This is a genomic window from Streptomyces sp. NPDC033165, assembly GCF_055577965.1.
On record NZ_JBVIPK010000008.1, the window covers coordinates 216,904 to 242,184 of the forward strand.

Consider the following 25,281-nt stretch of genomic DNA (forward strand, 5'->3'; position numbering starts at 1 on the left):
CTCGGTGGCATGACGCCCACCGCCGCAGTCCCGCCGCCCCGTGCGACGTACCGCAGGCTCAGTGTCGAGGAGCGCCGCGCCCAGCTGCTGCTGGCCGCGCTCGGCCTCTTCGCGCACCGGGCCCCCGACGAGGTCTCGCTCGACGACGTGGCGGTGGCGGCCGGGGTGTCCCGGCCGCTGGTCTACCGCTACTTCCCCGGCGGGCGGCAGCAGTTGTACGAGGCCGCGCTCGGCTCGGCGGCCGACGAGCTGAAGCTGTGCTTCACCGAGCCGCCGGAGGGCCCGCCCACCGAGCGGGTCGCCCGGGTCCTGGACCGCTATCTGCGCTTCGTCGACGAGCACGACACCGGGTTCAGCGCCCTGCTGCGCGGCGGCAGCGTCGTGGAGACCTCCCGTACGACGACGATCGTGGACGGGGTGCGCCGGGCGGCCGCCGACGAGATCCTGCGCCATCTGGGACGGATCGGCGGCGCGGGAGAGGCGGAGCAGCCCGCCGGGCCGCGGCTGCGGATGATGGTGCGCAGCTGGATCGCGGCCGTCGAGGCCGCCTCGCTGATCTGGCTCGACGACGGGAAGCGGCCCGCCGCCGCCGAGCTGCGCGGCTGGCTGGTCGACCACCTCATCGCCCTCCTCGCGGCCACCGCCGCCACCGACCCGGAGACCGCGTCCGTGGTGAACGACCTGCTCGTGCTGGAGACCGCCGGGGGACCCGCGGGACAGCTCGCGGAGCGGGTGATTCCGGTCGTTGCGGAGGCGGCGCACCTGCTGCCCGCGGCGGCTGCGTCAGACTGACCCGGTGAAGAGCGAGAACACCCCTTTCCGCGGCGGCCCCCTGGACGGCCGGGTGCTGCCGATCCTGCTGGGCCCGACCGGCCATCCGCCGAAGTGGTACGAGGTCCCGGTGCCCTCCCCCGACGGCGGCCCGGCCACCGTGTACGCGTACCAGCGCGTCCCGGCCGGGTACACCAGACGCCTCGGCCTCCAGCGCGGCTGGGTGTACGAGTACGTTCCCGGGGGCCGCGAGCGCCGTACGCTCAAGTGGCCCTGGTCGAAGCCCCCGGGCCGCGGCTGAGTGGCGGACGGGCCGCGCTTCGGCGGAGGCCCTAAGATCGACGGTCAGGTGCCGAGGGACGGTCACAAGGGGGGTGCGCCATGGAGGCGCTGCGTCAGGACGATCCACGCCGCTTCGGCCGCTTCACCGTGCTGGCGCGTCTCCACGAGGGTGCGAGCGCCGTGCAGTACGTGGCCCGGGACACGGAGACCGGTGAGTCGGCCGTGGTCACCGCCGCGCGCCCCGCGCTGGCCGCCGTGCCCGCCTTCCGCCGCCGCTTCCAGGCGGAGGCCCGCACCGCCGAACGCCTGGCGGGCGGCTGGGTGACCCCGCCCCTGGAGACCGGTGCGGACGAGGACGAGGCCCCGGAACTCCTGTGGACGGCGGCGGGTTACGTCCCCGCGCTGCCGCTGGCCGAGGCGGTCGGGATCGCCGGACCGCTGCCCGAGCGGGCCCTGCGGATACTGGGCGCGGGCATCGCCGAGATCCTCTCCCGGGTGCACGCCGCCGGGTCCGTGCTCCAGGGCCTCGCCCCCGGCACGGTGCTCCTCGCCGAGGACGGCCCCCGCCTCACCGCGTTCGGCCCGCTGGGCGCGGCGGCCTCGGCGGAGGCGCGGCCGGGCGGCCAGCTTTCGGTACGGCTCGGCTATCTGACGCCCGAGCAGATCGAGGGCAAGGAGGTCTCCGCCGCCTCGGACCTGTTCGTACTGGGACTGCTCCTGGCATACGCGGCGACCGGAGCGACCCCGTTCACGGCGGGCCCGCCCGAGGAGGCCGCCCGCCGCATCGCCGAGGACGAACCGGAACTGGACGCCGTACCGGAGCCGTTGCGCGAGCTGATCACGTCCTGCCTGGCGAAGGACCCGGCCGAGCGTCCCACCGCGGGCACGGTCGCCGCCGAACTGGCCCTGGAGGGCGCAGCGGGCCTCGCCCACGGCGGCTGGCTCCCGGAACAGCTGGCGGCGGCGGTCACGGACCAGGAGGCGCGGGTGCGGGCACTCGGGGCGCCGGAGGGGAAGGCCTGGCAGGCGGGGAAGGGCGAGGCTGCGGAAGGGCCCGGCGCGGGTACCGATGACACGGAGGGCCCGGCCGCTGCGGAGGCTCCGGCTCCTACGGACGGCCCGGCCGCTACGGGCGGTCCAGGCGGTACGGACGGTCCTGACGCCGACGCGCCCCGGGAGGCCGAGGAGGCCCGGGAGGCCCAGGAGCCCAAGGAGGTCGAGGAGCCCGGCGAGGCCACGGAGGCCACGGAGACCGCCGAGACCGGCGAGGCCACGGAGGCCACCGACGCCCCCACAGCCACGCCAACGGCCACCCACTCCGGTTCCGGCTCCACCACCAACACCGGCTCCGCCACCACCAACACCGACACCGACACCGACACCGACACCGAAGCCTCCACCGAACCCGCCCCCACTCCTGGAATCCCTGGTATGTCCGCAACCCCCACCGAACCCGAGAACGCCCGACCGGAGGCCCCCCGGCCCGAGGACGCCCGACCCCAGGACGCCCGACCCGTGGACACCCGACCAGAGGCCCCCCAGCCCGAGGACGCCCGACCCGAGGACCCCCGCAAGGCCCTCGTGCCCCAGGACGCGCGGCCGCTTCCCGCGCTGGCGAAGGGCCCCACCGCCGCACCGGCACCGGCGACCGCCACCGCGCCCCCCGCAGCCACCCCCGTGGGCGACGGGGACAGCGGGGCCAACGGAGACATCGGCGAGGACCGGGGCACCACGCGCTTCCTCAACACCGGGCCGCGGCCGCCGCAGAACGACCGCCCGACCACCCAGCTCGCCGTCCCCCACGAAATGACCGCTCCCCCGGGCACCCCCCACCCCCCGGCTCCCCAACTGCCCGCGGCACCCGCCGCCCCGCAGCAGCCGAGCCACACCCACACCCAGGGCGGCCCGGCCCCCTACCCTCCGGCCGCCCTTCCGGCGCTCCCCGCCGGGCCCGCAGGTCCGGGAGGCCCGGGCGGGCCCGGCGGTGGCCCGATGGTGTCGCTGCCCCTGCCCCCCGCCCCTGCCCCCGCGCCCGACCCCGCCACCAGCCGCCGGACCCTGCTGACCATCGCGGCCGCGGCGGTCGGCGGACTGGTCGTGGGCGGCGGTGCGGTTGCCGCGCTCGGCTCCGGGGACACCGCGGCGGCCACGGACGACAAGCCCGCGCCGAAGCCCCGCCGTACGCTGCCGGGGCAGGCACCCGAACCGCGCTGGATCTACCGGCACCCGGCCTCCGAGTCCGCCCCGCGCACCACCGCGCTGTGGCGGGACCGGCTGCTGGTGGTGACCAGCGAGAGCCAGGCGAGCGCCGTCGACCTGCGGACCGGGAAGCGGCTGTGGCAGCGCGCCGACGCCGCGAAGGGGCAGGCCGCGCTGGCCGCGGGCGATGAGTTGTGCTTCGTGGCCACCCCGACGGAGTTCCTGTGGCTGTCGCCGGAGGACGGCACCGTCGTGCACCGGCTGCGGTACACGGACGGCTTCACCGACCTGCCCGGCCTGGCGGTCGGGCGGCTGGCCGGGCACTCAGGCCCGGTCGTCTGGTTCACCGGCTCGCACACGGTCACCGTGGAGGCGCCGAAGCCCAAGAAGGGCGAGAAGAAGGCCAAGGACAAGGAGGTCGTCCAGGCGTACTTCTTCGCGTACGACATCGTGCAGCGCAAGGAACTGTGGCGTACGCCCGTACCGGCGGGCCGAGCCCCGGGCACCCCCGTCTACCGGGTCATCGGGGAGCGCTCCACCGACATCCTCGTACGGCAGGAGTCGGTCACGCTCACGCCGGCCGAGGTCAAGGCGGCCAAGGGGAAGGGCTCCATCCGCTCGTTCGACCAGAAGACCGGCAAGCTGCTGGGGACGAAGCAGTACGGCACGGCCTCCCCCGTCGCGGGTATCGCGGGCGACGAGGACGGGGCGCTGTTCGCGGCGGTCGGCACCGACCTCCAGGCCTTCGAGACGGACACCACGAAGCCGCTCTGGCGGGTCGCGGGCAGCCCTGGTTCGGTCTTCGGCACCCCCATCCTCGCCGGACCGCTGATCCACACCACCGAACGCACCCGGCAGGTCGGCGCGGTGGAACGGGAGACCGGCCGGCTCGTGTGGCGCCGCTCCACGGAGGTGCCGGGGATCGGGAACGCCCCGTCCATCACGCTGAGCGCCAGCGAGAAGACCCTGATCGCCGCCGACGCGATCCAGGTCACGGCGTTCTCGGCGGCCGACGGTGAGCGGCTGTGGAAGTTCCAGGACATCGGTGCCACCGACCCGAAGGGCGGGACGGTGATCGCGCCGTACCGGACCCTCACGGTCGGCAAGACCGCCGTCGTCCAGCGGGACAAGGTCTTCTACGCCTTCCCCGTGGTCTGAGGCCCTCCCCTCCCCCACCGCCGTCCGGGGGATTCCTCGGACGGCACGCCGCGCAGTGCTTGCATCACCCGACACCGAGTGACCGGATTAATCGGATTAATCCACTTTTGGTCACGGAGGTGATGTCGTGTCAGGCAGGCTCCTGCGCGCGGTCTGTACGACCGCCCTCACCGCGGCGCTCACGGTCTCCCCGGCCATCGCCGCACCCGCCGAGCCGGACCCCGTACCGTCCGACGATTCCTCGTCCGCATCCCTCGTCGACGCCGAGACCGCCCTCGCCGCTCCCGAGGCCGGGGCACCGAGGAATGTCGCCACCCTGCTGCGCGAGTTGCAGACCCTCTATCAGGAGGCGGAGGAGGCGAGCGAGGCCTACAACGCCACCGCCGAGAAGCTGAAGAAGCAGACCGCGCGGGCGAAGAAGGTCGACTCCGACCTGACGAAGGCGCGGGCCGCGCTGGAACTCAGCCGTGGCGACGCCGGGCGGCTGGCCCGGGAGCAGTATCAGGGCCGCACCGACTTCTCCGCGTTCCTCCAGCTGCTGCTGGCCCGGGACCCGTTGCGGGCCATGGACCAGACCCATGTCATCGAGCGCGTGGCCGCGGGCCGTGCGGCGACGGTGGACCGGCTGACCGAATCGGCCCGGCGCACGGACTCGCTGGCCTCCGCGTCCCGGAAGGCGATGGACCAGCAGAAGAAGCTGGCCGCGCGGCAGAAGAAGCAGCGCGACGCCGTGCGCGGCAAGCTGAAGCAGGTCGAGGCCCTGCTCGCCACGCTCTCCGCCGAGCAACTGGACCAGCTGGCCGGTCTTGAGCAGCAGGGCGTGGCGGCGGCCCAGCGCGAACTGGTCGCCTCCGGGGCCCTCAGCTCCACCCGGCCGCCCACACGGCAGGGCGGCGACGCCGTGGCGTACGCGATCCGCCAGATCGGCAAGCCGTACGTGTGGGGCGCGGAGGGGCCGAGGTCCTTCGACTGCTCCGGGCTGACGTCCCGGGCCTGGTCGTCGGCCGGACGGCCGATCCCGCGCACCTCGCAGGAACAGTGGAAGCGGCTCCCGAAGGTGCCGCTCTCCTCACTGCGCCCCGGCGACCTGGTGGTCTACTTCCCGAAGGCGACCCATGTGGCGCTGTACATCGGCAACGGCCTCGTGGTGCAGGCGCCCCGCCCCGGTACGGAGGTGAAGGTCTCCCCGGTGGCGTCGAACCCGCTGCTCGGGGCCGTCCGCCCGGACCCCGGCGGCGTACCGCTGTCCGCGTACACGCTCCCGGAGCTCCCCGAGGGCGCCCGCGACGGCTCGGACACCGGGTACGGCTCGGACACGGCACCGGACCCGGCACCCGAATAGGCTCCCGGCGGCCGGACCGGCGGTGCGGGCCCGGCCGCCGAAGCACACCCGCTGGTCAGGAACCTTTCAGGCGGCGGAGACCGAGGCCAGGTACGCGTTCGTCTTCTCCGGCTCGAAGAAGAAGTTCTCGAAGTCCGCCGGGTCGTTGAACCCGTTGGCGAAGCGGTCCGCGACGGGCTGGAGCTGACCGGCCGCGCCGATCAGGTTCAGCACGTGCTCCGGAGGGACGCCGAGCATCGCGTTGGTCCACTTCACGGCGTGCTGGGCGGTGTCCCAGTAGCGGTCGAAGGCGGACTGCATCCACGCCGCGTCGAACTCCTTGTCGCCGTGCTCGATGATCGAGTTCAGGTAGGAGTCGGCGCACTTGGACGCCGAGTTGGAGCCCTGGCCGGTGATCGGGTCGTTGGCCACGACGACGTCCGCGACGCCGAGGACCAGACCGCCGCCGGGGAGCCGGCCGATCGGCTTGCGGACGGTGGGGGCGTAACGGCCCGCGAGGGTTGCGTTGGCGTCGGTCAGCTCGACCCTGGTGGCGCGGGCGTACTCCCAGGGCGTGAACTTCTCCATGAGCTCCAGCGTCTTCGCGAGGTGCTCGGAGGGGTCCCTGATGCCCTGGAAGGCGTCCAGCGGGCCGCCGGGGATGCCCTCCCAGAAGAGGATGTCGGCCCGGCCGGAGGTGGTGAGAGTCGGCATGACGAACAGCTCGCCGACGCCCGGCACCAGGTTGCAGCGGACCGCGTCGAACTCCGGGTGCTCCGGGCGCGGGCCCATGCCGTGGACGTAGGCGACGGCCAGTGCCCGCTGCGGGGCGTCGAACGGCGAACGGGCCGCGTCCCGGCCGAACATGGAGACCAGCTCACCCTTGCCCGCCGAGACCATCACCAGGTCGTAGGTGCGGGAGAAGTAGTCCAGGTCGGAGACGGCCGCCCCGTGGATGACCAGCTGCCCGCCACGCTGGGCGAAGGTCTCCATCCAGCCCGCCATCTTCACGCGCTGGTCGACGGACTGCGCGTACCCGTCCAGCTTGCCGACCCAGTCGATGGCGCGCGAGGAGTCGGGGGCGGCGACGGAGACGCCGAGGCCCTCGGCCCTCGGGGCCTGGGACTCCCAGAAGTTCAGCTGGTAGTCCCGCTCGTGCTGGAGCGCGGTGTGGAACATGACCTGCGTCGACATGACCCGGCCCGTGCGGATCTCGTCGGCCGTGCGGTTGGACATGAGGGTGACTTCGTAGCCTCTGGACTGAAGGCCCAGGGCCAGCTGGAGCCCGGACTGACCGGCTCCGACTATGAGTATCTTCCGCATCGCGGCTCTCCGTTGTCTCTGGTTCGAGGCGGTCTGGGCGGTCTGGGCGGTCTAGGCGGGGGTGACGTCGAGGGCGTGGCCGACCAGGGCGAGGAGCGACTCGACGACCGTGATCCTGTTGCGCGCGTCCATGATCACTATCGGTACCTGCGGCGGTACGGTCAGGGCCTCCCTGACGTCCTCCGCCTCGTATCCGGGCGTCCCCTCGAAGTGGTTGACCGCCACGATGTACGGCAGCCCGCAGCTCTCGAAGTAGTCGAGCGCGGGGAAGCAGTCCTCCAGCCGCCGGGTGTCGGCGAGGACGACCGCACCGATCGCCCCGCGCACCAAGTCGTCCCACATGAACCAGAAGCGCTGCTGACCGGGCGTGCCGAAGACGTACAGCACGAGGTCGTCGTCGAGGGTGAGCCGGCCGAAGTCCATGGCCACCGTCGTGGTGGTCTTCCCGGGCGTCGCGGAGAGGTCGTCGGTCTCCTCGCTGGCCTGCGTCATCAGCGCTTCGGTCTGGAGCGGGGTGATCTCGGAGACCGAGCCCACGAACGTCGTCTTGCCGACGCCGAAGCCGCCCGCCACCACGATCTTGGTGGCGGTGGGTGCGCGGGTGTGGTCGAGCTGCCAGGCCTGGAGGGATTCCTCCGGCTGGTCCCGGGGCCCCGGCTGGCGCGGGGCGAAGAGCGGCGCCTCAGAGACGGCGGAGTCCATTGAGCACCCTTTCGAGCAGTGCGCGGTCGGGCTGACCGGTGCCGTGCCCGGTCCCGTACACGCGGATCTTTCCCTGGTCGGCCAAGTCGCTGAGCAGCACCCGGACGACTCCGAGCGGCATCTTCAACAGGGCCGAGATCTCCGCGACCGTACGCATCCGGCGGCAGAGTTCGACGATGGCCTGGAGCTCGGGCATGACGCGCGAGACGAGGTTTCCGTTGGTGAGCTCGCGGCGCTCCTCGGGTGCTTCGAGGGCCGCGACGAACGTCTCGACGAGCAGGACGTGCCCGAAGCGGGTGCGGCCGCCGGTGAGGGAGTACGGGCGGACCCGGGCGGGGCGCCGGTCGGCGCCGCGCCCGGGGAGACGCGGGGCGGGCTCGGCTGCGGCGGCGGTCGTCACTGGGCGCTCTCCATCGATGTGCGCAGCTCGCTGCGGAGTTCGGGGGTGAGTACGTGTCCGGCCCGGCCGACGAAGAGGGCCATGTGGTACGCGACGACGCTCATGTCGCAGTCGGGGGCGGCGTGCACCCCGAGCAGGGAGCCGTCGCTGATCGACATGACGAAGACGCTGCCCTCGTCCATGGCGACCATCGTCTGTTTGACGCCGCCGCCGTCCATCAGTTTCGCGGCGCCGACGGTCAGCGAGCCGATACCGGCGACGATGGTGGCGAGGTCTGCGCTGGAACCCTTGGGGCCGTCCGACGTCCCGGCCGCCGGTCCGGCCGCCTTCGCGCTGTGATGGCCGGGGTCGGAGGAGAGCAGCATCAGGCCATCGGACGAGACGACGGTGACCGAGTGGACCCCTGGCACCTCCTCCACGAGATTGCTCAGCAACCAGTGAAGGTTCCGGGCTTCGGTACTCAGCCCGAATGTGCTGGGCGCAGTCAACTGCGTGCCTCCTCGACTGTGTCCCCCGTCTCTTCGTTCCGGCCGTCCGTGCGGCGGCCGCCGGTCTGGTCGATCCGTGCGGTGCTGGTGGTGTGAATGGTGCTCGTGGTTCTGGTGGACTCGGCGATCTCGGCCTCGACGTCGCGTCGGCCCTCTTTCGCCGCTTGGTGGAAGCTGCCGAGACGGCGGCGGAGATCGTCCCTGTCGATGCCGCCGGTGCGGGTGCCTCCGGTGAGCCCGGCGGGAGAGCCCTCGGGCCGGACGATCCTGGGCGTGCGCTTGGGCAGCCCCTTGTCCGTGACCCGCTCGCCCTCGGGGCGACGGGGGCCGGGGACGACATCGGCGGAGAAGGCCTCAGGGTGAGAGGCCTCGGCGTGAGAGGCCTCGGCGTGAGAGGCCTCGGCGTGGGGAGCAGGGCGGAACGCGGGGCCGTCGTCCGGGCCGCCCTCGGCGGGCCGCTCGTGGCGGTCGGGGCCGATGGCGTACGGGTCGGCGGGCTGCCGCGTGGCCGTGGGGGTGGCCGGGGGCCTCGGCAGGCGGACCTGCATCGTGATCTCGGAGTCCGATTCGGCGGGCGTCTCCGCGTCGGAGCCGGGGCCAGTTTCGGCGCCCGCGTCGGCGTCCGGTTCGGCGCCCGCGTCGGGCGTGGGCCGGGCCTCCGCTTCCGGCTCCGACTCCTGCTCCTGCTCCGGTACGGGCGCGGGCTCCGGTACGGGCGCGGGCTCCGGTACGGGCGCGGGCTCCGGCCCACGCTGCGGCTCCGTCGGGGCGTTCTCGCGGATCGCGCGCTCGGCGGCGGCGATGATCGGGTCCACGGCGGGCTGGGGCTCGACGGCCTGCTCGGAGACGAAGCCGGGGTCGGGCTCGGACACGGGGTCGGGCACGATCACCGGCCCGGGCTCGGACACGGGGCCGGGCTCGGACACAGGGTCGGGCACGATCACCGGCCCGGGCTCGGACACAGGCCCGGGCTCGGACACAGGCCCGGGCTCAGCGCCGGAGACCTCTTCGCAGACCTCCCCGGAGGCCCCCTCGAAGGCCTCTGCGGAGACGTCCACGGGCGCGGCCGTCGTTCCGGCTTCCGGCATCGGCTCGGCAGCCGCCTCGGCCTCCGTAGCCTCAGCCGTTTCCGTCGTTTCCGTGGCGGCCTCAGCCCTCTCATCAGCCGTCGGCGCGACCGGCGAACGGCTCGGCAGGGCGTTGGAGTTGGCCTCGGCCACCGACCCCGGCAGGTTGAGCGCCGGGCCGTCGCCCGGCAGTTGCACGGCCGGCGGCGAGGCCGCGGGCAGGGACTTGGGCAGCAGGGTCTGCGGCAGGACGACGACAGCCGCCACTCCACTTCCCTTCTGCTCGCGCAACTGGACCCGCACTCCGTGCCGGGCGGCCAGCAACGACGTCACCTGGAGCCCGAGTCCGGCGCCGGTCATGTCGATGTGCCGCTCCCCCGGCTCGAACGAGCCCGGGTCGGCCAGCCTGGCATTGAGCTCGCCCATCCGGACCGTCGACATGCCGATGCCCTCGTCGGACACGGAGAGCATCACCTCGCCGGTCTCCAGGAGCCAGCCGGACAGCTCGACATGGGAGTCCGGCGGAGAGAAGGAGGTCGCGTTCTCCAGGAGTTCGGCGAGGAGGTGGCTGAGGTCGTCGGCCGCGAATCCGGCGATCTGGGCGTGCGGCGGCAGGGACTGGATGGTGACCCGCTCGTACCGCTCGATCTCGCTGACGGCGGCGCGTGCCACGTCGACCAGCGGGATCGGGCCGGCGTGGCTGTGGCCGTGGTCGGCGCCCGCGAGGACCAGCATGTTCTCGCTGTGGCGGCGCATGACCGTGGCCATGTGGTCCAGCTTGAACAGGGTGGCGAGGCGCTCCGGGTCCTGCTCGCGCTCCTCCAGGCCCTCGATCACGCCGAGCTGCCGCTCGACGAGGCCGAGGGTGCGCAGGGAGAGGTTGACGAAGGTGTGGTGGACCGTGTTCTTGAGCTGTTCCAGCTGGGTGGCCAGCTCGGCGGTCCGGTCCTGGAGTTCGGACCGCTGCTGGGCGAGGGACTCGCGGCTCTTGATCAGGCCGGAGCGCTCGGTGCTGAGGCTCTCGACGCGGCCGGTGAAGTCCTGGTGCAGGGCGGTGAGCTTGCCGTGCAGGGTGTTCATCGACCGGACGACCTGGGCGAACTCGTCGTTGCGGCCGGTGTAGCGGACCGGTTCGGCGGTCTCGGGCTCCTCGGCGAGGCGGGCGGCGCCGATACGGAGGACGGCGAGCGGCTGGGTGAGGGTGCGGGCGACTGCGGTGGAGACGCCGACGGCGAGGAGGAAGCAGCCGCCGAGCAGGGCGATGCTCAGTTCGAGCGCGGTGACGTCGTCGTCGCGGAGCCCCTCCAGGTGCCGGACCTGGCCGGTGGAGAGGGCGGACTCGACGCTGCGCATCCGGTCGACGCGGGCGGAGAGCGCGGCCTCCAGCTTCTTCGGGCTGACCCTGCGCTCCGCCTCGGACAGCTCGGGGCGGTCGGTGAGGCGGGTGAGGTACTTCTCCGCGTCGTTGACCTCCGGGCCGGTGACGGTGGCGGAGAGCTTGTCGCGGGCCGACGGGTTCGCCGCCTGGTCGAACTCGGCGAGCGAGGCCAGCTCGCGTACGCGGGCCTGCTGGGCGGCGGCGCTCAGCTCGTCGCGTTCGCGGTCGGCCCGGGCGGCTTCCTCGTCCTGGGTCCGCACGGGCAGCCCGGTGAAGGGGTCGGTCTGCGGGGCCGTGGGCTCGGGGCTCGGCACGGCGAGCGCGGCGAGGAGGAGCCCCCGGGTCGCGGAGGCCTGTTCGGCCGCGCCGCCGAGGGTGAGCGGGGCCCGGGTGGCGTCGGCGGCGCGCGGCGGGGTCTTCCCGGCCAGCTCGGCGGCGATGCCGTGCAGCTTGGCGATGACATCGGAGTACGCCTGGTGGGCCTCCAGGGCCGTGCCCTTGCCCGTCAGCGCGTCCCGGCGCAGGGAGGGGATCGTGGAGAGGTCGCGGCGCAGGGCCGCGGAGGCCGCCTCGTGGATCTCGTCGATCTGCTGGTCGACGCGCGTGGCGCGGGCGGTGCGGGCGGTGCGGTTCTCCGCGGCGTCTTTGTCGCCCTCCTCGCCCCGGCCGTCGGCGATGTACGCGGTGACCGCGTCGCGTTCGTCGGCGAGGGAGTGCGCGAGGGTGACGGCCTGCTGGTTCAGCTCGGCGAGGGTGACGAGCCGCTGGGACTCGGTCAGATCGGCGGAGGCCCCGAGCACGGCGGGCGCGCCCGCCGCCAGGACGATGACGCCGACGACCGCGACTCCGGCGACCAGTCGGCTGCGCACCCGCACGGTCCGCCTGTCGGCGCCGGGCGCCGGAGGCGTCACCCCGGAACCGTCGTGCGTCGTGCCCTTGCTCCGCGGCCGCTTCTTCTGCACCGGTGCTCGCAATCTCGACTCGTCCACCCTTGAAGCAGAGGTGACGCACGGTCACACAGAGGGGCGCCCCGCTCCTGGTACGGCTTCTGACCATTCCAGTGCTTTTGAGAGGGGGGCGCGCATCAACCGCTCCGCCACTCGAACGAGTGAACATCACTCTTGAGTTGGCGAACAAGTCTCCCCCGGTGCGCCCCTGACCATGCGTGGACGATGGGGTGGAACTTCCGCTCCGGCTTTGGCAGGATGCCCGCCCGCACGTGTTCGGAGTCTCTCCTTCCGGCCCCTGAGGCCCTGTTGACCTGCTGGTACAAGCCAATGCGGCCGGGGTGCGGGTCCCGTGAAGGCGTCGTGGAGACTGACGTCATGCGCATCGAACTGGCCACCGCCCCCGGCAGTCCCGAACGCCCCAACGAGGACTGGGTCTCGGCCGCTCTCCCCGCGTCCGGTCAGGGCGGCACACTGGTGCTGCTCGACGGCGTCACTCCGCCGCCGAAGGAGCCCGGTTGCGTACACCCGGTTCCGTGGTTCACGGCCCGCCTGGGCGGCGCGCTGGTGGAACTGTCCGGTTCACGCCTTGATCTGTCCCTGACCGAGGTACTGGCCGAGGCCATCTCCCGTACGGCCGACGCCCACCGACCCACCTGTGACCTTTCTCACGTGCGTACTCCTCAGGCGACCGTGGTCCTGGCGCGTTGGGGCGAACACGCGGTCGAGTACCTGGTGCTCTCGGATTCGGTGTTGCTGCTGGAGGCCCCGGACGGCTCGGTCCGCGCGGTCCTCGACGACCGGCTGGACCGGCTGCCGCCGGGTTCGCTGGCCTCCGACGAGATCGCGGACTCCACGGTGCGCAACAAGGAGGGCGGGTTCTTCACGGCTGCCGCCGATCCGTCGGTGGCGGTGCGCGCGGTGACCGGCAGCGCCCCGGCCTCCGAGGTCCGCGCCCTCGCCGCACTGACGGACGGGGCGAGCCGCTGGACGGAGATGTTCGGCGAGGGCGACTGGGTGGCCGCGCTGGAGCGGCTGCGGAAGCCGGGGCCGCAGGCGCTGATCGACCGGGTACGGGAGCTGGAGACCGCCGACGCGGGGGCCGGGCGCGCGCGGCTGCGGCGCGGCAAGGTGCACGACGACGCCACGGCGATCCTGGTGGAGCTGTAGGGGCCTTTCGGCGCGGGGCCGGCCCTCGGCGCGGGGTCAGCTTTCGGCGCGGGCGTTCAGCTGGTGCAGCAGCCGGGCCAGCTCCGCCACTTCGGCCCGGTCCCAACCCGTCAGCTTGCGTACATAGCGCTCGCGGCGGGCATCCCGGACGCTGCGGAAGCGGGCCAGGCCTTCGTCGGTGAGGTGGACGAGCCAGGCGCGGCCGTCGGCCGGGTCGGGCTCGCGTACGACCAGGCCGAGGTTCTCCAGGGAGTGCAGCTGACGGCTCATGGTGGCCTTGCCGACGCCGAAGTACGCGGCCAGCTCGGTGGCCCGCTGCCGGCCCGCCGACTCCAGGCGGACGAGCAGCCCGTAGGCGGCGGGCTCCAGCTCCGGGTGGACCTCCCGGGCCATCTCGCCCGAGCTGGCCCGCGCCCGGCGCAGGAACACGGCCAACTCACGCTCCAGCGCCAGGAATTCGTGGTCCACGCCGCTTCCGGCAGCCACGCCCCGCTCCGGCTCGCTCTCACTCCCGCGCACGCCAGCACCCCCTCTACGGCTCTCTGCCGATGAAACATGTCGCCGCGGGTGGTCGACGCCGCAGCTCGGCCAGTATTTCGCAGGATGCCCGGGAGGGGGCCGACGGCGGCGGCGCGACCCACTATGCACTCCATGTATACGCACTAGGTATAGTCCTCGGCGTACCGCACGGCTGTGCGGGATTTCCCGCACGGAGGAGTGCTTCGCCATGCCCGAAAAGACGCCGCTGTCCGAGGTGCCGTCGTCAAAGACGCCATTGCCCGGGAAGCGGTTGGCCGCGGCTCTGGTGGCGGCGCTCACACTGACGCTGAGCGGCTGCTCGATGGACACGACCGCGCCGGGCTCGGCGCGCGGGGAGGCGGCTTCCGACGCCAAGGGCGCGTTCGGGCCGGTGGACTGCCGCGAGGCCAAGTGCATCGCCCTGACCTTCGACGCGGGGCCGGGAGAGGACACCCCCGAGCTGCTGGACATCCTGAAGGAGAAGAAGGTGCACGCCACCTTCTTCCTGCTGGGCAAGCACCATGTCGTCAAGCACCCGGACACCGTGCGGCGCATCCAGGACGAGGGCCACGAGGTCGCCAACCACACCTGGACGCACAAGATCCTGACCGACCACGACCCGGACGAGATACGGACCGAGCTGGAGAAGACCCAGAAGGCCATCGAGAGGATCACCGGCGAGCGGCCCCGGCTGATGCGCCCGCCGCAGGGCCGCACGGACGACGAGGTCAGCAAGGTCAGCAAGGAGCTGGGGCTGTCGCAGGTGCTGTGGAGCGCCACCGCGAAGGACTACTCGACGAACGACTCCGCACTGATCCGGAAGCGCATCCTGGACCAGGCGAGCAAAGACGGCATCATCCTGCTGCACGACATCTACAAGGGCACCGTCCCCGCCGTGCCGGGCATCATCGACGCACTCCAGAAGGACGGCTACACCTTCGTGACCGTCCCCGAGCTGATGGCCCCGGCCGAGCCGCAGCCGGGCACGATCTACCGCCCCTGAGCGGCCCCCAGACATGCGGAACGGCCCGCCCCCGCCGGTATGCGGGAAGCGGGCCGTTCCGTACGCCCCGTACAACGCTCGGGCCGTACGCCCCGTACGACAGCTCAGGCCGCGGCCGGGATCCTCTCCTCCGCCGGGGCCGAGGCCGGGGTGAGGGCGATCTCCAGCACCTGGCGGACGTCGGTGACCGGCCGGACGTCCAGCTTCTCCAGGACCTCGGCCGGGACGTCGTCCAGGTCGGCCTCGTTGCGCTGCGGGATCACGACGGTCGTGATGCCCGCGCGGTGGGCGGCCAGCAGCTTCTGCTTGAGGCCGCCGATCGGCAGCACCCGCCCGGTCAGCGACACCTCACCGGTCATCGCCACATCCGTACGGACGAGGCGTCCGGAGAGCAGCGAGGCCAGGGCGGTCGTCAGGGTGATACCGGCGCTCGGGCCGTCCTTGGGGACCGCGCCCGCCGGGAAGTGGATGTGCACTCCCCGGTCCTTGAGGTCGGCGACCGGCAGCTCCAGCTCCGCACCGTGCGAGCGCAGGAAGCTCAGGGCGATCTGCGCCGACTCCTTCATGACGTCGCCGAGCTGACCGGTCAGGGTCAGTCCGGAGGCCCCGGTCTCCGGGTCGGCGAGCGACGCCTCGACGAAGAGGACGTCACCGCCCGCCCCGGTCACCGCGAGCCCGGTGGCCACGCCCGGCACCGCCGTGCGGCGCTCGGCCGGGTCCTGAGCGGACTCGGGCACATGGTGCGGACGCCCGATCAGACCGCGCAGGTCCGCGTCGGTCACCGTGAACGGCAGGTCGCGGTCGCCCAGTTCGTGCTGGGCCGCGACCTTGCGGAGCAGCCGGGCGACGGCCCGCTCCAGATTCCGTACGCCGGCCTCGCGGGTGTACTCGCCCGCCAGCTTGCGCAGCGCCGACTCCTCCAGGATGACCTCGTCCTTCTCCAGGCCCGCCCGCTCCAGCTGGCGCGGCAGGAGGTGGTCCCGGGCGATGACGACCTTCTCGTCCTCGGTGTAGCCGTCGAGGCGGACCAGCTCCATGCGGTCGAGCAGGGCCTCCGGGATGGCTTCGAGCACGTTGGCCGTGGCGAGGAAGACGACGTCGCTGAGGTCGAGCTCGACCTCCAGATAGTGGTCGCGGAAGGTGTGGTTCTGCGCGGGGTCCAGGACTTCGAGGAGGGCGGCGGCCGGGTCGCCCCGGAAGTCGGAGCCGACCTTGTCGATCTCGTCGAGCAGGACGACCGGGTTCATCGAACCGGCCTCCTTGATCGCCCGCACGATCCGTCCGGGGAGAGCGCCCACGTACGTGCGCCGGTGACCGCGGATCTCCGCCTCGTCCCGGACACCGCCGAGTGCGACGCGGACGAACGTGCGGCCCATGGCGTGCGCGACGGACTCACCGAGCGAGGTCTTGCCGACACCGGGCGGGCCGACGAGGGCCAGTACCGCGCCACCGCGGCGACCGCCCACCACGCCCAGCCCCCGGTCGGCACGCCGCTTGCGCACCGCGAGGTACTCGGTGATGCGCTCCTTCACATCCGCGAGACCGGCGTGCTCGGCGTCCAGGAGCGCCTGGGCGCCGCGGATGTCGTAGGCGTCCTCGGTGCGCTCGTTCCACGGCAGTTCGAGGACGGTGTCCAGCCAGGTGCGGATCCAGGAGCCCTCGGGTGACTGGTCGCTGGCCCGCTCCAGCTTCTCGACCTCCTTGAGCGCCGCCGTCCGGACGTGCTCGGGCAGCTCGGCGGCCTCGACGCGGGCCCGGTAGTCGTCGGACTCGTCCTCAGGGTCGCCGTTGAGCTCGGAGAGCTCCTTGCGTACGGCTTCCAGCTGGCGGCGCAGCAGGAACTCGCGCTGCTGCTTGTCGACGCCCTCCTGGACGTCCTTGGCGATGGACTCGGCGACATCCTGCTCGGCGAGGTGCTCGCTCAGCCACTGGACGGCGAGCTTCAGCCGGGCGACCGGGTCCACGGTCTCCAGGAGCTGGACCTTCTGCGCGGTGGAGAGGAACGGCGAGTATCCGGAGTTGTCGGCGAGCGCGGAGAGGTCCTCGATCTGCTGGACCCGGTCCACGACCTGCCAGGCGCCGCGCTTCTTCAGCCAGCTGGTGGCGAGCGCCTTGTACTCCTTGACCAGCTCGGCCGCCGATCCGGGCAGGGGGTCGGGCACGACGACGTCGATCACGGTCCCCTCCACCCAGAGCGCCCGCCCCGGACCACTGGTCCCGGCCCCGATCCGGACCCGGTCACGGGCCCGGATGAGCGCACCCGGGTCGCCGTCCGAGAGGCGCCCGACCTGCTCGACGGTACCGAGGACACCGGTCCCCGTGTACGTCCCGTCGATCCGCGGGACCAGCAGCACCTCGGGCTTGCCGCCGTCGGGACGGGCGGCGGCCTGCGCGGCCTCGACGGCGGCGCGCACCTCGGTGTCGGACAGGTCCAGCGGCACCACCATGCCGGGCAGGACGACCTCGTCGTCGAGCGGCAGCACGGGCAGGTCGATCGGTGTGAACGCCTTGGACTCGCTAGTCATGATCTCCCCTTCGGCAGGCAAGTTGAGCTATGTGGACTCAATGCTCCTGAGCCGCCGAATGTTCCCATGGGCCTGTTCGCTCTCAGCGATCACGCGCAGAGGGGGCGGGGCCGGGGCCGGGGACCGCCGCTCCGGCCTTTCCGGCACAGTGCTCGGATGAACGGAAATGGCCTCGCCGGGGACGGCACGATCGCCCGCGAAGGAAGCCTCGACCGCGTCGCGGACACGTTCGCGCCGGTGGTCGCGGATGCCCGCTCCCGTATCGCCGAGGCGTTCGGGAGCGAGCGGCTGCACAGTGCCTACCTGTACGGGAGCGTTCCGCGCGGGTCGGCTGTTCCCGGGCGCTCGGACCTCGATCTGCTGCTGGCGCTGCGCGGGGAGCCGACGGACGCGGACCGCGGCGACGCCGACGGCGTCGCCGCCGCGCTCGACGCCGGCCACCCGGCCATCGACACTGCGGGCATCCTGCTGGTCCGTGCGCGTACCGCACTCAGCGAGCTGGAACGGCACGACCTCGGCTTCTTCGTCGCCTGCCTGTGCACCCCGCTGCTCGGGCCCGACCTCGCCTCCGTCCTGCCCCGCTACCGCCCCACCTCACTGCTGGCCCGCGAGACCAACGGCGATCTCGCGCTCGTGCTGCCGCGCTGGCGGGCGTCGGCGACGGCGGAGGACCTGGCCGACGCCGACCGGGCGCGGCTCTGCCGACGCATGGCCCGGCGGCTCGTCCGTACCGGCTTCACCCTGGTCATGCCCCGCTGGGGCGGCTGGACGAGCGACCTGGAGGAGTCCGCCGAGGTGTTCGGCCGCTACTACCCGGGGCGCGCGGCCCAGATGCGTACCGCCGCCGCGGCCGCGGCCCGTACCGCTTCCCCCGACCCGGGCCTGCTCCGCCTGTTCCTCGACGACCTGGGGCCCTGGCTGGCGGCCGAGTACACGGCGGTGCACGGGAGGAAGGCGCCTCGGCCGTGAACCGGACGCGCCCAGGGCGGGGCGGGCGGCCGCAAGGCTTTGGCGTTCCGCGCGGCCCGCAGGACAGGATGGACGGGCACCGACTGCCACGACCGGAGACCGGAGAGCCACGACATGTCCGCGACGTCCGCGATGACCGCGATGACCGCCCCCGATGGATCGATGCCGGCGCGTTCCGCCGACACCCCCGTCACCCTCGACCGCCGCGACGGGCCGTTCGGCGAGGTCGTGCTGCGGGAACGCGGGGAGCACTACGAGATCATCGCCAACGGCTGTTTCCTGATGGACACCTCCGACGGGCGCTCCGAGCGGCTGCTCATCGATGCCGCGCTGGATGCCCTGCCCGCCGGCCGGACCGGCCCCTCCGTGCTGATCGGCGGGCTGGGCGTGGGCTTCTCGCTGGTGCGGGCCGCCGAGCAGGGACGCTGGGGGCGGATCGAGGTCGTGGAGCGGGAGCAGGCGATCATCGACTGGCACCGGGACGGGCCGCTGGCGCGGATCTCCGGGGCCGCGCTCGCCGATCCCCGCGCCGCGATCCTGCACACGGACCTGGTGACTCATCTCCGCACGACCACGGAGCGTTACGACGCTCTGTGTCTGGATATCGACAACGGGCCCGACTGGACGGTCACGGAGGACAACGGGAGCCTCTACTCCCCCGCCGGACTCGCCCACTGCCACGACCGGCTGACCCCGGGGGGCGTGCTCGCCATCTGGTCCGCGCAACCGTCCCCGGCCTTCGAACAAGCATTGCGGAATGCCGGGTTCAGCGGGGTTGGGGCCGAAGAGGTGGCCGTTGCCCGAGGTGTGCCCGACGTGGTCCATCTCGCATCGAAGGGTCTCTGAAGCCCCGACCCGGTATGCGCGGCACGGCACTGGCACAGGTCATCCGGTACGAGCCCGACGATCCGGCCGCGCGCCCGGCCCGAACGCGCACCGACGGGGCAACACCCTGCGTAGCCGGGAGCCCTCCGCTGCCTTTACGCTGCTGACCGGCACACGGGTTCACCCACGAAATCCACGAGCGAAGACCGTGCCTCCGGGGGGATGCCTCCCGCGAGAACGGACAGGGGCGGGGCGATGGAACAGACACACACCACCCACAACGGCGTCGCGGCCACCCCGGGGGCTCAGCGCCGGGTGCTGGTGGTCGAGGACGACCCCACGATCGTGGACGCCGTTTCCGCCCGGCTGCGGGCGGAGGGCTTCCTGGTCCAGACCGCGCTGGACGGCCCCGCGGCCGTGGACGCGGCCGAGGCCTGGCAGCCGGATCTGATGGTGCTCGACATCATGCTTCCCGGCTTCGACGGCCTGGAGGTCTGCCGCCGGGTGCAGGCCCAGCGCCCGGTGCCGGTGCTGATGCTCACCGCGCGCGACGACGAGACGGACATGCTCGTCGGACTCGGCGTCGGTGCCGACGACTACATGACCAAGCCGTTCTCCATGCGGGAGCTCGCCGCCCGGGTGCATGTGCTGCTGCGGCGGGTGGAACGGGCCGCACTGGCCGCCGTCACCCCGCGCAGCGGGATACTGCGGCTGGGGGAGCTGGAGATCGACCACGCGCAGCGCCGGGTCCGGGTGCGCGCCGAGGACGTCCACCTCACGCCGACCGAGTTCGACCTGCTGGTCTGCCTGGCCAACACCCCGCGGGCGGTGCTCTCCCGGGAGCAGCTGCTGGCCGAGGTGTGGGACTGGGCGGACGCCTCGGGCACCCGCACGGTCGACAGCCACATCAAGGCGCTGCGCCGGAAGATCGGCGCGGAGCGCATCCGTACCGTGCACGGGGTGGGTTACGCCCTGGAGACTCCGGCGCCATGACCTGGCCAGGGCCCGGGATGCGGCCCTTCTCGATCAAGGCCAAGCTGGGCACGCTCGTCGTGGTCTCGGTGTTCATCACCACCGGACTGCTGATCGTCGCTCTGCGGACCCGGACCGAGTTCCAGTTCATCACCGTGTTCTCGGTGATCGCGACACTGCTGATCACCCAGTTCGTGGCGCACGGCCTCACCGCGCCGCTGGACGAGATGCGCGCGGTGGCCCGGTCCATCTCACACGGCGACTACACCCGCCGGGTGAGCGGCGCCGGGCGGCGGGACGAGCTGGGCGACCTGGCCCAGACGATCAACCGCATGGCGGACGACCTGGAGGCGGAGGACCGGCACCGCAAGGAGCTGGTCGCCAATGTCTCGCACGAGTTGCGCACCCCCATCGCGGCGCTGAGAGCGGTGCTGGAGAACGTGGTGGACGGGGTGTCCGCCGCCGATCCCGAGACGATGTGCACGGCGCTGAAGCAGACGGAGCGGCTCGGCCGGCTGGTGGAGACGCTGCTGGATCTGTCGCGCCTGGACAACGGGGTCGTCGCACTGAAGGCACGCCGGTTCGAGGTGTGGCCGTACCTCTCGGGCGTACTGAAAGAGGCCAATCTCGCCGCCTCCCACCGACGCCTGCCGTCGGGTTCGGGCAATCACTCCCGTACGGACGTCCATCTGCATCTGGACGTCTCGCCGCCGGAGCTCACCGCGCACGCGGACACCGAGCGACTGCACCAGGTGGTCGCCAACCTCATCGACAACGCGGTCAAGCACAGCCCGCCGCACGGCCGGGTCACGGTGCTGGCGCGCCGCGGGGCGTATCCCGAGTCGCTGGAGCTGGACGTCGTCGACGAGGGCCCCGGCATCCCGGAGGCGGAGCGCCACCGGGTGTTCGAGCGCTTCAACCGGGGCCAGGTGCCGTCCCCGCACGGGCCCGGCAGCGACGGCGGTACGGGGCTGGGGCTCGCGATCGCCCGCTGGGCGGTGGATCTGCACGGCGGACGGATCGGAGTGGCCGAATCCGTTCGTGGCTGCCGCATCCAGGTCACCCTTCCGGGAATCCCCGAGCAGCGCGGTTGACGACGACGTTGACATAGGGTCGAACCGGAAGGGCACGTTCATACGTGCCATGCCAGTACGGGATCTCCAGGGGATACGGTCGGACGGCCGTACCCACGGTCCTGCGTACCCGGAGTGCAGTGGAACCTCGCTTGTTTCCCGCCATTTCCTGCGCCGAAACCCGCCTTCCGATGTGATGTGCACGACGAAGCACCGGCCCGGCCTGCAAGGAACGGTCAGGGGGGCGTAGCCTTGATTTCCGCTGTCCATCACCTTGTGAAGCGGAAGAGGGCGGTTGCCGCCGTGTCGTCTCAGTCCCCCAGTAACTCAAGCGTCTCGACCGACCAAGCCAGCCCGGGCACCAACCCGGCCGCTGCGTTCGGCGCCAATGAATGGCTCGTCGACGAGATCTACCAGCAGTACCTCCAGGATCCCAGTTCGGTCGATCGCGCCTGGTGGGACTTCTTCGCCGACTACAAGCCGGGCACGTCCGGCACGGCGGACAAGCCCGTTCCCGGCGCCGCAGCCTCGGGGGCTGCGGTGACCGCCACCACCCCCGCGCAGGCCGCACCGGCCGCTCCCGCAGCCGCTCCGGCTCCGGCGAAGCCCGCCGCCGCTGCTCCGGCAGCCCCGGCGAAGGCGGCTCCGGCCAAGCCCGCCGAGCCCTCTCCGGCTCCGGCTCCGGCCCCGGCGAAGCCCGCTGCCGCGCCCGCCAAGGCCGAGGAGTCCACCGAAGCCCCGGCCGGCCCGGAGTACGTGACGCTGCGCGGCCCCTCGGCCGCCGTCGCGAAGAACATGAACGCCTCGCTGGAGCTGCCGACGGCCACGTCCGTCCGCGCGGTCCCGGTGAAGCTGCTCTTCGACAACCGCATCGTCATCAACAACCACCTCAAGCGCGCCCGTGGCGGGAAGATCTCCTTCACCCACCTCATCGGGTACGCGATGGTGCAGGCCCTCAAGGCCATGCCGTCGATGAACTACTCCTTCGCGGAGAAGGACGGCAAGCCGACCCTGGTCAAGCCGGAGCACGTCAACCTCGGTCTCGCCATCGACCTGGTGAAGCCGAACGGCGACCGACAGCTGGTCGTCGCGGCCATCAAGAAGGCCGAGACGCTCAACTTCTTCGAGTTCTGGCAGGCGTACGAGGACATCGTCCGGCGCGCCCGCATCGGCAAGCTCGGCATGGACGACTTCACCGGCGTCACCGCCTCGCTGACCAACCCCGGCGGCATCGGCACCGTCCACTCGGTGCCCCGCCTGATGCCCGGTCAGGGCCTCATCATGGGCGTCGGCGCGATGGACTACCCGGCGGAGTTCCAGGGCACCTCGCAGGACACCCTGAACAAGCTCGGCATCTCGAAGGTCATGACGCTGACCTCGACCTACGACCACCGGGTCATCCAGGGCGCCGCCTCCGGCGAGTTCCTGCGCGTCCTCTCCCAGCTGCTGCTCGGCGAGAACGAGTTCTACGACGAGATCTTCAAGGCGCTGCGCATCCCCTACGAGCCGGTCCGCTGGCTCAAGGACATCGACGCCTCGCACGACGACGACGTCACCAAGGCCGCACGGGTCTTCGAGCTGATCCACTCCTACCGGGTCCGCGGCCACGTCATGGCCGACACCGACCCGCTGGAGTACCACCAGCGCAAGCACCCCGACCTGGACATCACCGAGCACGGCCTCACCCTGTGGGACCTGGAGCGGGAGTTCGCGGTCGGCGGGTTCGCCGGCAAGACGATGATGAAGCTCCGCGACATCCTCGGCGTGCTCCGTGAGTCGTACTGCCGCACCACCGGCATCGAGTTCATGCACATCCAGGACCCGAAGCAGCGCAAGTGGCTCCAGGACCGGGTCGAGCGCCCGCGCCCCAAGCCCGAGCGCGAGGAGCAGCTGCGCATCCTGCGCCGGCTGAACGCGGCCGAGGCGTTCGAGACGTTCCTCCAGACGAAGTACGTCGGCCAGAAGCGGTTCTCGCTGGAGGGCGGCGAGTCCGTCATCCCGCTGCTCGACGCCGTCCTCGACTCCGCCGCCGAGGCCCGCCTCGACGAGGTCGTCATCGGCATGGCCCACCGCGGCCGCCTGAACGTGCTGGCGAACATCGTCGGCAAGTCGTACGCGCAGATCTTCCGGGAGTTCGAGGGCAACCTCGACCCGCGCTCGATGCACGGCTCCGGGGACGTCAAGTACCACCTGGGCGCCGAGGGCACCTTCACCGGTCTGGACGGCGAGCAGATCAAGGTCTCGCTGGCCGCCAACCCCTCGCACCTGGAGGCGGTCGACCCGGTCCTGGAGGGCATCGCCCGCGCCAAGCAGGACATCATCAACAAGGGCGGCACGGACTTCACGGTCCTGCCGGTCGCGCTCCACGGCGACGCGGCCTTCGCGGGCCAGGGCGTCGTCGCCGAGACGCTCAACATGTCACAGCTGCGCGGCTACCGCACCGGCGGCACCGTGCACGTGGTGATCAACAACCAGGTCGGCTTCACCGCCGCCCCGGAGTCCTCGCGCTCCTCGATGTACGCCACCGACGTGGCGCGCATGATCGAGGCGCCGATCATCCACGTCAACGGCGACGACCCGGAGGCCGTGGTCCGCGTCGCGCGGCTCGCCTTCGAGTTCCGGCAGGCGTTCAACAAGGACGTCGTGATCGACCTCATCTGCTACCGCCGCCGCGGTCACAACGAGGGCGACAACCCGGAGTTCACCAACCCGCAGATGTACACCCTGATCGACAAGAAGCGCTCGGTGCGCAAGCTCTACACCGAGTCCCTCATCGGTCGCGGCGACATCACGCTGGAAGAGGCCGAGCAGGCGCTCCAGGACTTCCAGGGCCAGCTGGAGAAGGTCTTCGCGGAGGTCCGCGAGGCCACCTCGCAGCCCGCCGCCCCGCACGTCCCGGAGCCGCAGGCCGCGTTCCCGGTGACGCTCGACACGGCGGTCTCCTCGGAGGTCGTCAAGCGGATCGCCGAGTCCCAGGTCAACATCCCCGAGTCGATCACCGTCCACCCCCGTCTGATGCCGCAGATGCAGCGTCGCGCGGCCTCGGTGGAGAACGGCACGATCGACTGGGGCATGGGCGAGACGCTGGCCATCGGTTCGCTGCTGATGGAGGGCACCCCGGTCCGGCTCGCCGGCCAGGACACCCGCCGCGGCACGTTCGGCCAGCGCCACGCGGTCCTGGTCGACCAGGTCACCGGCGAGGACTACACCCCGCTGCTGTACCTCTCCGAGGACCAGGCCCGCTACAACGTCTACGACTCGCTGCTCAGCGAGTACGCGGCGATGGGCTTCGAGTACGGCTACTCGCTGGCCCGTCCGGAGTCGCTGGTCATCTGGGAGGCCCAGTTCGGTGACTTCGTCAACGGCGCGCAGACCGTCGTGGACGAGTTCATCTCCTCGGCCGAGCAGAAGTGGGGCCAGACCTCCGGCGTCACGCTGCTTCTGCCGCACGGCTACGAGGGCCAGGGCCCGGACCACAGCTCCGCGCGCCCCGAGCGCTTCCTCCAGATGTGCGCGCAGGACAACATGACGGTCGCGATGCCGACCCTGCCGTCGAACTACTTCCACCTGCTGCGCTGGCAGGTGCACAACCCGCACCACAAGCCGCTGATCGTCTTCACCCCGAAGTCGATGCTGCGTCTGAAGGCCGCGGCGTCGAAGATCGAGGAGTTCACCTCCGGCGGCTTCCGTCCGGTGATCGGGGACTCGACGGTCAAGGCCGAGGACGTCCGCAAGGTCGTCTTCTGCGCGGGCAAGCTGTTCTACGACCTGGACGCCGAGCGCGAGAAGCGCGGCGACACCGAGACGGCGCTCATCCGCCTGGAGCGGCTGTACCCGCTGCCGGGTGCGGAGATCCAGGCCGAGATCGCGAAGTACCCGAACGCCGAGAAGTACCTGTGGGCCCAGGAGGAGCCGGCGAACCAGGGTGCGTGGCCGTTCATCGCGCTCAACCTGATCGACCACCTGGACCTCGCGGTCGGCTCGGACGTGCCGCACGGCGAGCGCCTGCGCCGCATCTCGCGGCCGCACGGCTCGTCCCCGGCGGTCGGCTCGGCCAAGCGTCACCAGGCGGAGCAGACGCAGCTGGTCAACGAGGTCTTCGAGGCCTAGGACCACTGGCTGACGAGCTGTTCGTACGTCACCGGAGACCCGGTTCCGCACCTGTCGCGGAGCCGGGTCTCCGGCGTTC

At 72.1% G+C, this 25,281-nt stretch carries 18 protein-coding genes; 11 read left to right on the plus strand and 7 right to left on the minus strand.

Annotated elements, in window-relative coordinates; genetic code table 11:
- The first annotated feature begins 9 nt into the window (after positions 1–9).
- The 4 genes from ACZ5WC_RS20760 (at position 10) to ACZ5WC_RS20775 (ending at position 5,752) form a co-directional block, all read left to right on the plus strand.
- Positions 10–792 carry a TetR/AcrR family transcriptional regulator gene (locus ACZ5WC_RS20760; RefSeq protein ID WP_468542178.1) on the plus strand — a complete coding sequence of 261 codons (783 nt, stop codon included), beginning with the start codon at positions 10–12 and terminating at the stop codon, positions 790–792.
- Between the two features lie 4 nt (positions 793–796).
- Entirely contained in the window at positions 797–1,072 is a 276-nt protein-coding gene (locus ACZ5WC_RS20765) for a hypothetical protein (protein ID WP_096626871.1), read from the plus strand.
- An 80-nt stretch (positions 1,073–1,152) separates the two neighbouring features.
- Positions 1,153–4,410: an outer membrane protein assembly factor BamB family protein gene (locus tag ACZ5WC_RS20770; protein WP_468542179.1), complete on the plus strand. Its 3,258-nt coding sequence runs from the start codon at positions 1,153–1,155 to the stop codon at positions 4,408–4,410.
- 127 nt (positions 4,411–4,537) lie between these two features.
- A complete protein-coding gene (locus ACZ5WC_RS20775) occupies positions 4,538–5,752 on the plus strand; it encodes a C40 family peptidase (protein WP_468542180.1) in 1,215 nt (404 codons plus the stop codon).
- 66 nt (positions 5,753–5,818) lie between these two features.
- On the opposite strand, the gene ACZ5WC_RS20780 is transcribed toward ACZ5WC_RS20775, so the two are convergent.
- The 5 genes from ACZ5WC_RS20780 to ACZ5WC_RS20800 are packed head-to-tail and all read right to left on the minus strand — an operon-like array spanning position 5,819 to position 12,051.
- Entirely contained in the window at positions 5,819–7,054 is a 1,236-nt protein-coding gene (locus ACZ5WC_RS20780) for a styrene monooxygenase/indole monooxygenase family protein (RefSeq protein WP_468542181.1), read from the minus strand.
- A gap of 51 nt (positions 7,055–7,105) precedes the next feature.
- On the minus strand, positions 7,106–7,756 hold the full coding sequence (locus ACZ5WC_RS20785) for a GTP-binding protein (RefSeq protein ID WP_468542182.1): 651 nt from the start codon (positions 7,754–7,756) through the stop codon (positions 7,106–7,108).
- The gene (locus ACZ5WC_RS20790; RefSeq protein WP_468542183.1) at positions 7,737–8,156 is read right to left on the minus strand and encodes a DUF742 domain-containing protein; all 420 of its coding nucleotides are present in this window, start codon (positions 8,154–8,156) and stop codon (positions 7,737–7,739) included. The genes ACZ5WC_RS20785 and ACZ5WC_RS20790 overlap by 20 nt, the downstream gene beginning before the upstream one ends.
- Positions 8,153–8,644, minus strand: a complete 492-nt coding sequence (locus ACZ5WC_RS20795) for a roadblock/LC7 domain-containing protein (protein ID WP_468542184.1) — start codon at positions 8,642–8,644, stop codon at positions 8,153–8,155. Before ACZ5WC_RS20795 ends, ACZ5WC_RS20790 begins: the two co-directional genes overlap by 4 nt.
- Positions 8,641–12,051 carry a sensor histidine kinase gene (locus tag ACZ5WC_RS20800; RefSeq protein ID WP_468542301.1) on the minus strand — a complete coding sequence of 1,137 codons (3,411 nt, stop codon included), beginning with the start codon at positions 12,049–12,051 and terminating at the stop codon, positions 8,641–8,643. Before ACZ5WC_RS20800 ends, ACZ5WC_RS20795 begins: the two co-directional genes overlap by 4 nt.
- A gap of 363 nt (positions 12,052–12,414) precedes the next feature.
- Here ACZ5WC_RS20800 and ACZ5WC_RS20805 point away from each other — a divergent pair, with 363 nt between their 5' ends.
- On the plus strand, positions 12,415–13,206 hold the full coding sequence (locus tag ACZ5WC_RS20805; protein ID WP_468542185.1) for a hypothetical protein: 792 nt from the start codon (positions 12,415–12,417) through the stop codon (positions 13,204–13,206).
- Positions 13,207–13,242: 36 nt separating this feature from the next.
- Here the strand turns inward: ACZ5WC_RS20805 and ACZ5WC_RS20810 are convergent, their stop codons facing one another.
- Positions 13,243–13,725 carry a MarR family winged helix-turn-helix transcriptional regulator gene (locus ACZ5WC_RS20810; protein ID WP_468542186.1) on the minus strand — a complete coding sequence of 161 codons (483 nt, stop codon included), beginning with the start codon at positions 13,723–13,725 and terminating at the stop codon, positions 13,243–13,245.
- Between the two features lie 208 nt (positions 13,726–13,933).
- On the opposite strand from ACZ5WC_RS20810, the gene ACZ5WC_RS20815 reads away from it, so the two are divergent.
- Complete coding sequence (locus ACZ5WC_RS20815; RefSeq protein ID WP_468542187.1) at positions 13,934–14,728, plus strand: polysaccharide deacetylase family protein; 795 nt, start codon at positions 13,934–13,936, stop codon at positions 14,726–14,728.
- Between the two features lie 104 nt (positions 14,729–14,832).
- On the opposite strand, the gene lon is transcribed toward ACZ5WC_RS20815, so the two are convergent.
- Positions 14,833–17,253 (minus strand): endopeptidase La, encoded by a 2,421-nt coding sequence (lon, locus tag ACZ5WC_RS20820; RefSeq protein ID WP_468542188.1) that lies wholly within the window; start codon positions 17,251–17,253, stop codon positions 14,833–14,835.
- A gap of 156 nt (positions 17,254–17,409) precedes the next feature.
- On the opposite strand from lon, the gene ACZ5WC_RS20825 reads away from it, so the two are divergent.
- The 5 genes from ACZ5WC_RS20825 (at position 17,410) to ACZ5WC_RS20845 (ending at position 25,202) form a co-directional block, all read left to right on the plus strand.
- The gene (locus tag ACZ5WC_RS20825) at positions 17,410–18,222 is read left to right on the plus strand and encodes a nucleotidyltransferase (RefSeq protein ID WP_468542189.1); all 813 of its coding nucleotides are present in this window, start codon (positions 17,410–17,412) and stop codon (positions 18,220–18,222) included.
- A gap of 132 nt (positions 18,223–18,354) precedes the next feature.
- On the plus strand, positions 18,355–19,068 hold the full coding sequence (locus ACZ5WC_RS20830) for a spermidine synthase family protein (RefSeq protein WP_468542302.1): 714 nt from the start codon (positions 18,355–18,357) through the stop codon (positions 19,066–19,068).
- 234 nt (positions 19,069–19,302) lie between these two features.
- The gene (locus ACZ5WC_RS20835; protein ID WP_096626884.1) at positions 19,303–20,040 is read left to right on the plus strand and encodes a response regulator transcription factor; all 738 of its coding nucleotides are present in this window, start codon (positions 19,303–19,305) and stop codon (positions 20,038–20,040) included.
- Positions 20,037–21,113, plus strand: a complete 1,077-nt coding sequence (locus ACZ5WC_RS20840; protein WP_468542190.1) for a HAMP domain-containing sensor histidine kinase — start codon at positions 20,037–20,039, stop codon at positions 21,111–21,113. The genes ACZ5WC_RS20835 and ACZ5WC_RS20840 overlap by 4 nt, the downstream gene beginning before the upstream one ends.
- Before the next feature lie 282 nt (positions 21,114–21,395).
- Positions 21,396–25,202 (plus strand): multifunctional oxoglutarate decarboxylase/oxoglutarate dehydrogenase thiamine pyrophosphate-binding subunit/dihydrolipoyllysine-residue succinyltransferase subunit, encoded by a 3,807-nt coding sequence (locus ACZ5WC_RS20845; RefSeq protein ID WP_468542191.1) that lies wholly within the window; start codon positions 21,396–21,398, stop codon positions 25,200–25,202.
- The last annotated feature ends 79 nt before the right edge of the window (positions 25,203–25,281 follow it).

Bases quoted from the DNA above. Each gene is read 5' to 3' on its own strand.
- ACZ5WC_RS20815 (WP_468542187.1), top strand. From the start codon at position 13,934: ATGCCCGAAAAGACGCCGCTGTCCGAGGTGCCGTCGTCAAAGACGCCA.
- ACZ5WC_RS20830 (WP_468542302.1), top strand. From the start codon at position 18,355: ATGACCGCGATGACCGCCCCCGATGGATCGATGCCGGCGCGTTCCGCC.
- ACZ5WC_RS20770 (WP_468542179.1), top strand. From the start codon at position 1,153: ATGGAGGCGCTGCGTCAGGACGATCCACGCCGCTTCGGCCGCTTCACC.
- ACZ5WC_RS20805 (WP_468542185.1), top strand. From the start codon at position 12,415: ATGCGCATCGAACTGGCCACCGCCCCCGGCAGTCCCGAACGCCCCAAC.
- ACZ5WC_RS20835 (WP_096626884.1), top strand. From the start codon at position 19,303: ATGGAACAGACACACACCACCCACAACGGCGTCGCGGCCACCCCGGGG.
- ACZ5WC_RS20785 (WP_468542182.1), bottom strand. From the start codon at position 7,756: ATGGACTCCGCCGTCTCTGAGGCGCCGCTCTTCGCCCCGCGCCAGCCG.
- lon (WP_468542188.1), bottom strand. From the start codon at position 17,253: ATGACTAGCGAGTCCAAGGCGTTCACACCGATCGACCTGCCCGTGCTG.
- ACZ5WC_RS20825 (WP_468542189.1), top strand. From the start codon at position 17,410: ATGAACGGAAATGGCCTCGCCGGGGACGGCACGATCGCCCGCGAAGGA.
- ACZ5WC_RS20840 (WP_468542190.1), top strand. From the start codon at position 20,037: ATGACCTGGCCAGGGCCCGGGATGCGGCCCTTCTCGATCAAGGCCAAG.
- ACZ5WC_RS20760 (WP_468542178.1), top strand. From the start codon at position 10: ATGACGCCCACCGCCGCAGTCCCGCCGCCCCGTGCGACGTACCGCAGG.
- ACZ5WC_RS20780 (WP_468542181.1), bottom strand. From the start codon at position 7,054: ATGCGGAAGATACTCATAGTCGGAGCCGGTCAGTCCGGGCTCCAGCTG.